Annotated in this window: 6 protein-coding genes; 5 read left to right on the top strand and 1 reads right to left on the bottom strand. The window is 29.2% G+C overall.

Annotation, left to right across the window (positions count from 1 at the left end; genetic code table 11):
* Positions 1 to 177: 177 nt before the first annotated feature.
* The gene (locus CVD18_RS20770) at positions 178 to 381 is read right to left on the bottom strand and encodes a hypothetical protein (RefSeq protein WP_103867401.1); all 204 of its coding nucleotides are present in this window, start codon (positions 379 to 381) and stop codon (positions 178 to 180) included.
* 164 nt (positions 382 to 545) lie between these two features.
* Here CVD18_RS20770 and CVD18_RS20765 point away from each other — a divergent pair, with 164 nt between their 5' ends.
* Genes CVD18_RS20765 through CVD18_RS20745 form a run of 5 tightly spaced genes read left to right on the top strand, consistent with a single transcriptional unit; the run spans position 546 to position 5870 of the window.
* Positions 546 to 755: a helix-turn-helix domain-containing protein gene (locus CVD18_RS20765; RefSeq protein ID WP_369858894.1), complete on the top strand. Its 210-nt coding sequence runs from the start codon at positions 546 to 548 to the stop codon at positions 753 to 755.
* A 1-nt stretch (position 756) separates the two neighbouring features.
* A complete protein-coding gene (locus CVD18_RS20760; RefSeq protein WP_103867402.1) occupies positions 757 to 1959 on the top strand; it encodes a DNA cytosine methyltransferase in 1203 nt (400 codons plus the stop codon).
* Entirely contained in the window at positions 1959 to 4439 is a 2481-nt protein-coding gene (locus tag CVD18_RS20755) for an ATP-binding protein (protein ID WP_103867399.1), read from the top strand. The genes CVD18_RS20760 and CVD18_RS20755 overlap by 1 nt, the downstream gene beginning before the upstream one ends.
* A complete protein-coding gene (locus CVD18_RS20750) occupies positions 4439 to 5119 on the top strand; it encodes a hypothetical protein (protein WP_103867398.1) in 681 nt (226 codons plus the stop codon). Before CVD18_RS20755 ends, CVD18_RS20750 begins: the two co-directional genes overlap by 1 nt.
* Before the next feature lies 1 nt (position 5120).
* Entirely contained in the window at positions 5121 to 5870 is a 750-nt protein-coding gene (locus CVD18_RS20745) for a hypothetical protein (protein ID WP_103867397.1), read from the top strand.
* Positions 5871 to 6730 lie beyond the last annotated feature (860 nt).

Here is a 6730-nt window from a genome sequence, read left to right as displayed (position 1 = left end):
AAAAATCTAAAAGATTTACTAAATTAGCTCCTCACATAAGAAATATATAGTTACCATGGTAACTATATATTCATGTTACCTGCAAGCTGAAAAGCCAACCGCACAGTCAAGCACTTTTCATTTTTTTCGTGCCTCAAAAAATAAAAATAGCTTGCCTTATTCCACCGCTCATAGAGTTTACGATTTTGAACTTCTTCTTGTTGGATACATTACTTGTTGCTCTTTGAATTGACCTATTTCTTCTCTTAATGTTTGATTAATATTTTGAATCAAATCATTTTGAATTTTCATAATGCTCAATAAATCGTGCATTGCATTTAGATTTTCTAATTGCTTGTAAACAATCTCTTCTAAATCAGATTTGGTATATCTTTTGCTCATATTCTTATGCTTATATATTGTAATACAATACAAATATATACTATTTTATCATATTTTACAATACATTTTTATATTGTAATTTCGTATAATAATATACTGCACTTGAAATACAGTACTAAATTATATTACAATACTGTATAAAAATGCTTTACAATGACTTATGAATGGTCGAAATGAATCGAATAAAGGAAGTATTAAAAGAACAAGGAAGGACTCAAACCTGGCTCTCTGAAAAGATTGAAAAAAGTTATGTAATAGTAACTAACTATTGCAATAATAATGCACAACCAAGTATTGAAGTTCTCCGAAAGATTGCAAACATATTGGATGTAGATGTTAGAATATTATTACACTCTACAAAAAGTAATTTATAAAATGGAGAAACAAAAAACATATATTGATTTGTTCTCTGGTTGTGGAGGCCTTTCTCTAGGCTTGCATAATGCAGGTTGGAAAGGAGCTTTTGCTATTGAAAAAAGCGAAGATGCTTTTAAAACACTTGAACATAATTTAATCAAAAAGAAAAAACATTTTGATTGGCCAAATTGGTTAGACCAAAAACACCACGATATCAATCAAGTTTTAGAAGACCATTCTGAAAATCTAATAGCTCTAAGAGGTAAAATTGATTTAGTTGCAGGTGGTCCGCCTTGTCAAGGTTTTTCAATGGCTGGAAGAAGAATTGAAAATGATTCTAGAAACGATTTAATTAATTCTTACATTAAATTCATTGATTTAGTAAAACCAAAGTTAATATTTTTTGAAAATGTTAAAGGGTTTACACAAGGTTTTAAAAAGAATGATATAAAAGGAAGAGCATATTCATTATATGTAATTGATGAACTGAAAAAGAAAGGATATACAGTCCAAGGACATTTAATAAACTTTGCTGACTATGGAGTTCCTCAAAAAAGAACACGATTTATTTTAGTAGGAATTCAAAATGAATTTGTAGAAACTAATTCAGACATCAATAAAGAAACTTTTTTTGAAGAAATTAAAAACAATAAAGAAAACTTCTTAATCAATAAAAACCTTACCGTAAATCCATCTTTAGAAAATGCAATTTCTGATTTACTCCAATCTAATGGACAAGTTGAATCGGAAACCCCTAATTTTAAAGCTGGTGTTTATGGAGAAATTGAATCGAAATATCAAAAGCACCTACGAAAACACAAAAGACAAGAAAGTAAAGTCGATAGTCATCGATTTGCAAAACATACAGACGTAGTTAAGAATAGATTTCAAATTGCTTTGAATGAAAAACTAACCAGCTCAACATATAGAGAACGTTTCAAATTAAAAAAGAGTAGCACAAAAATATTAGAAGCAAATAAGCCTACTCCTACTATTACAACATTACCAGATGATTACATCCATTATTGCGAACCAAGAATAATGACAGTTCGTGAATATGCACGTATCCAATCATTTCCTGACACTTATCAGTTTAAAGGAAAATATACAACTGGCGGAAAAAGAAGAACACAAGAAGTACCAAGATATTCACAAATTGGAAATGCTATTCCTCCTTTATTTGGAGAACAAGCAGGTTTAATTTTAAAATCAATGATATAATGGCAAAAGTAAGTTTTAGAACTAATGTTTTGCTTAAAAGTATCATTGGTAAAGACCTCATTACGGATGATAACATTGCCGTTTTAGAACTAGTTAAAAATTCCTTTGATGCAGGTTCAAAAGAATCAAATATTATATTTAGGAACCTCCTTCATAACCAAGAAATTAAAGAGTATAAAAAACTAAATTCCTCAGAAATCATTATTTCGGATAGTGGTTCAGGAATGTCTGAATATGATTTGATTAATAAATGGTTAAATATTGCATACTCAGAAAAAAAAGCAAAAAAAGAAGAGCATAACAGAACCTTAGCAGGTAATAAAGGTGTTGGTAGATTTTCTTGTGACAGATTAGGTAAATTTCTAACAATCTACACAAAAAAGAGTGATTCAAACTTAATTAAACTGTCAATAGATTGGAGAGAATTTGAACAAATTGATGATATTGAAATTAACATTCAAGATATAGGTTTTGAACTTAAAGAAATATCAATGAATCAATATCAGGATGAAACTAATTTAAACTCTTTTAAATCTGGAACTACCTTATCAATAAAGTCTCTTAGAGAAGAGTGGAATCACAAAAAAATTCTTTCACTTAAAAGACAACTTGAAAAATTTATCAACCCTAATCAAAGTTTTGAATCTGAAAAATTTGATGTTAACATATTAGCAGAAGAGTTTTTAAAGTTTGAAAAAGAATTTCAATCTTTTCAAAAAATAAATGGCACTGTTGAAAATAAAATTTTTGACAAGCTTAATTTTAAAGTAACATATATTCATTCTGAAATTTCTGAAGATGGAAAAAAAATAACCACAACCCTAAAAGATAGAGGTAACGAAATTTTCACTCTTACAGAGCATAACCCTTTTGATTTACTCAAAAACATAAAAATTCACATTTACTATTTAAATCCATATTCCAAAGCTTACTTTATGAAGCAAACTGGGATTCGCTCTAATGAATTTGGTTCTATATCTTTTTTTATTGATGGATTCAGGGTTCCTCCTTACGGAGACTCTGGGAATGATTGGTTAGGTATGGAAAATAGAAAAAACCAAGGTAGAGCAAGACATCTGGGAACTCGTGAAGTAATTGGTAGAATAGAAGTTTTTGATAACGTAGAAACTGATGATGATGAAAAATACTTTAAAATTATTTCTAGTAGATCAGGAGTATTAAACAATGATGTTTTCAACCAATTAACTAAATTCTCAAGTCCTTTTGGTTATTATTTAAAAACGTTACGAAGACTTGAAAGGTTTGTTGTTGAAGGTATTAATTGGGATAGTATTGTAGAAAAAAATTACAGTAAACTAGAGGATGAAATAATAAATGACCCTAATTGGAATGAATCAAAAGAACTTTTCAATGAAGATTCACTAACAAGAAACAAAAGAATTCTATCTGTCATAGAGAAAATAATAAACGCTAAAAAAGATGAAGTCATTGATTTATCAATTAATAGTGATTTTGTTTCTGATTTAGCTGATGAACAAAAGGAGAAATCAGAAGCTGAATTAAATTCTATAGTAAATGAACTATCTAAAAAAGAACTATCATCTATTGAACTAAACCAACTTTTGAGTAAAATATCAACTACAAAAGTTGAACTTGACAATTTTCCAATATCTCAAACTGAAATAAATAAATTAAAATCAGAACAAAAAAGGTTAGAAACTCAAATTCAACAACAGTTTAAAGATGTAAAAGCTCTTGAGGAAGAAAAGCAAAAAGCTACGGAAGATGCTGAAAGATTAGAAAAAGAACTTGAATTAGAAAAAGAAAAAAACACTTATTTAAGAACATCTTCAAGAAATTTAACAGAGGATGCAAAAGGACTGGTTCATAATATAAAAATTACTTCGAAAAAAATAAGTGATAGTGTAGATAATGTATATCATAAAGTTTTAGACGAAAAGTACACTAAAACATATCTTTTAAAATCGCTAGGAGCAATTAAATTTCAAGCAGAAAAAGCAAATAAGATTAGTAAAATAATCACTCGCTCAAATTTTAAAGCAGATGCAAATACACAAATTGCTGATGTAGTTAAATACATAAATCAATATGTGAATATCTACTCTGATATCTACCCAAAAACAGAACTTAATTTTGAGGTAATATCAAATAAATCAGAACTTATTAAAAAATTCAGTCTATTAGATATTTCAGTTGTTTTAGATGATTTGATTTCTAATTCAGTTAAAGCATCTGCTAAAAATATTAAAATTGAAATGTCCAATCCAACAAAGGAAATTTTGAAAATATATTTCTCAGATGATGGAAACGGTGTTCCTGAAAAATTTATTGAAAATAAAGAAACTATTTTTGATTTAGGTATAACAACAACTATTGGTGGTTCTGGCATAGGGTTAAACTCTGTTAGAACTGGTTTAAAGTCAATGAAAGGTAAGATTAATTTTATAGGAAACAATGTCCAGTTAAAAGGAGCTTGTTTTGAAATCACAATACAATAATGGTTAGAAAGTGCTTAATAATCGATAACGAAGACCAAACTGAAGAGATAGAAAAACTAATCAGAGATGCTAAAAATGATGGTATCGAATTAATTTGCGAACAATTTAGTGTTGGAGACCCTGAATATATTGAAGTTCTTACCAAAGGAGCTATAGATATTGAAAAAGTTATTTCAGAATACAGAAGAAGGTTTAGTGGAGTTGTATTTCATCTTGTAGCTTTCGATTATGATTTTGAGGATGTTAAAATAAACGGAGTTGAATTAATAAGACAATTAAAAGCAAATAGAATCTTTAGGAATACACCTAAAATTGTCTATTCTGGTTTAATGGATGATATTCTTAAAACGATTATTCGTGATGAATCAAGAGATAATGCTGTTACTAGAATAAAAGCTTTAGTAAAGAATGGTGTAATAGATTATTTAGAACGAGACAATAGAGACATTGAAATAAGAAACTTTTTTAAAACCAATATTGAATCTACTGATTTAATCATTGAAGAAGAATTGAAGAAATTTCCTGATTTAATATTTGAACAAAATTTTATCAACAAAAATTTAGTAGGTAAAACATTTCTTGAGATAGCCAAGTATATTGAGGCTAATGACCAAATTAGGAATGAATTCAAAAAAGAAATAATTCAACAGACTATTGCTTATCTAACTACCAAAATCTAATATGCAAAAATCTTTACTTATTATCCATCCGGAAGATTCAACTACAGGTTTTTTAGATAAAATAAAAAATCATTTAAATGGTGAGTTGACAGGTTTAACACATCATTATAATGTTAAACCTAATGAAGAATCTCACCAAAACTGTCTTCAAAATATTTCTGAACATCCTGAAAATGGTTTAATACTATTTATGGGACACGGAAGAAGTAATTACTTGTATGGAGCAAAAGGAAAGTCGTTTGACAATACTTTTGTAAGTGAAGATGCAAAAAAGGAACACCCAGAAGATTATTTTCACAAAGAAGAATTTATAACATTTGATAACATTGATACATTTAAAAAGAAAAAAGTCTTTTGTTTAACTTGTAATTCAAATGGAAAAATAGGAATAGAATCTATAAAAAAAGGAGCTAAAGTATTTTTAGGATTTGGAGATTTACCTACTTCAATTGAAGAACTAAAAGAACAAGGAGAGAAAAACAAACCAGGAACTTCTCTAGCTTCAATCGAAAGAGTTCTGAAAACAGAAATAAATTATATAATAAAGAAAAGCATTACTATTGGAATTAAGAAAAATCAAAATTTTGAACAGTTATTTGAACTTATAAGGTTTATGACAAATCAAAGAATATCTTATTACTTAGTAGATCAAAAAAAAGTCAGCGAAAGGAAACTTATAGCAAATTATCTTTATGATTTTAAAAAAGGAATTGTTGTCTATGGAAATGGAAAAGAAAAACTAATTGGATAAGCCAACGCAAGTTCAAGCACATTTAAAGTTTGTTCGTGCCTCACAAATTTAAAAGAGCTTTCACGCCAACGCTAGCAAGTTTACGGAAAGAAAAGCCAGCCAGGTAACAAGGTATAAAAAACATAGGGCATTTGTGCTAAACCGAAAGATCTGTGAATATTAACAAAGTCCGCTAAATATAAAATTTGGCGTTTATAGTAGAAAAGATAAAAAGCAAAATATTTATATTTAGCTAAGTAATAAACCGAAACAAAAGTGCTTATCACCTGCCCTACGTTTCTTAGTGTGCCAAGAAGTAACCACGGCATTAAATTGGTTACATGCTGTAAATAAGATGATGGTAGGTCCATCAGAGTGGTTGTATAGGCGATGGCTCTAAACCACCTAAAGGTGCTTAGATTAATAGTCTTGGTGCTGAGCGTTTAGGAGAATCTAATCCAAGAGATTAGCAGGTATTAATAAAGGAGTTGAACGAAAGTGAACCATTGAAGAGGTGTCGAGAAGTAGGAACCTCCAGTCAAAAGCTACGAAGTATGATACGGAGTTAAAAGTGATAGTAGCGATACTATTAATTACAGAGACGACCTATTTATTTTCTGTAAGGCTGGCGTCATTCAGGTGGCAAGAACTTTATTTAGGCTTATTTACGGAACTTGGGAAGCTACATACAAATGATAAGGGAAATGCACAATAGGCACACCCTAGAGGCAGAATACCGAAAGTGTATGTAGTGGCAGATTAACCCGTAGTAGTACTGAAGTTTCTGTAATAGAAATGGAGCGAAGGGGTTAAGTTGTACCGTTTTATTTTATTTACCAACTTACAAAAAGTGAGGATGAATTTATGGAATGAGACAAAAT

Origin of the sequence: Aquimarina sp. I32.4, assembly GCF_002924285.1 — a bacterium.
Lineage (GTDB): Bacteria > Bacteroidota > Bacteroidia > Flavobacteriales > Flavobacteriaceae > Aquimarina.
The sequence above is the reverse complement of the archived record's forward strand: the minus strand, read 5'-3'. Positions and strand labels throughout refer to the sequence as shown.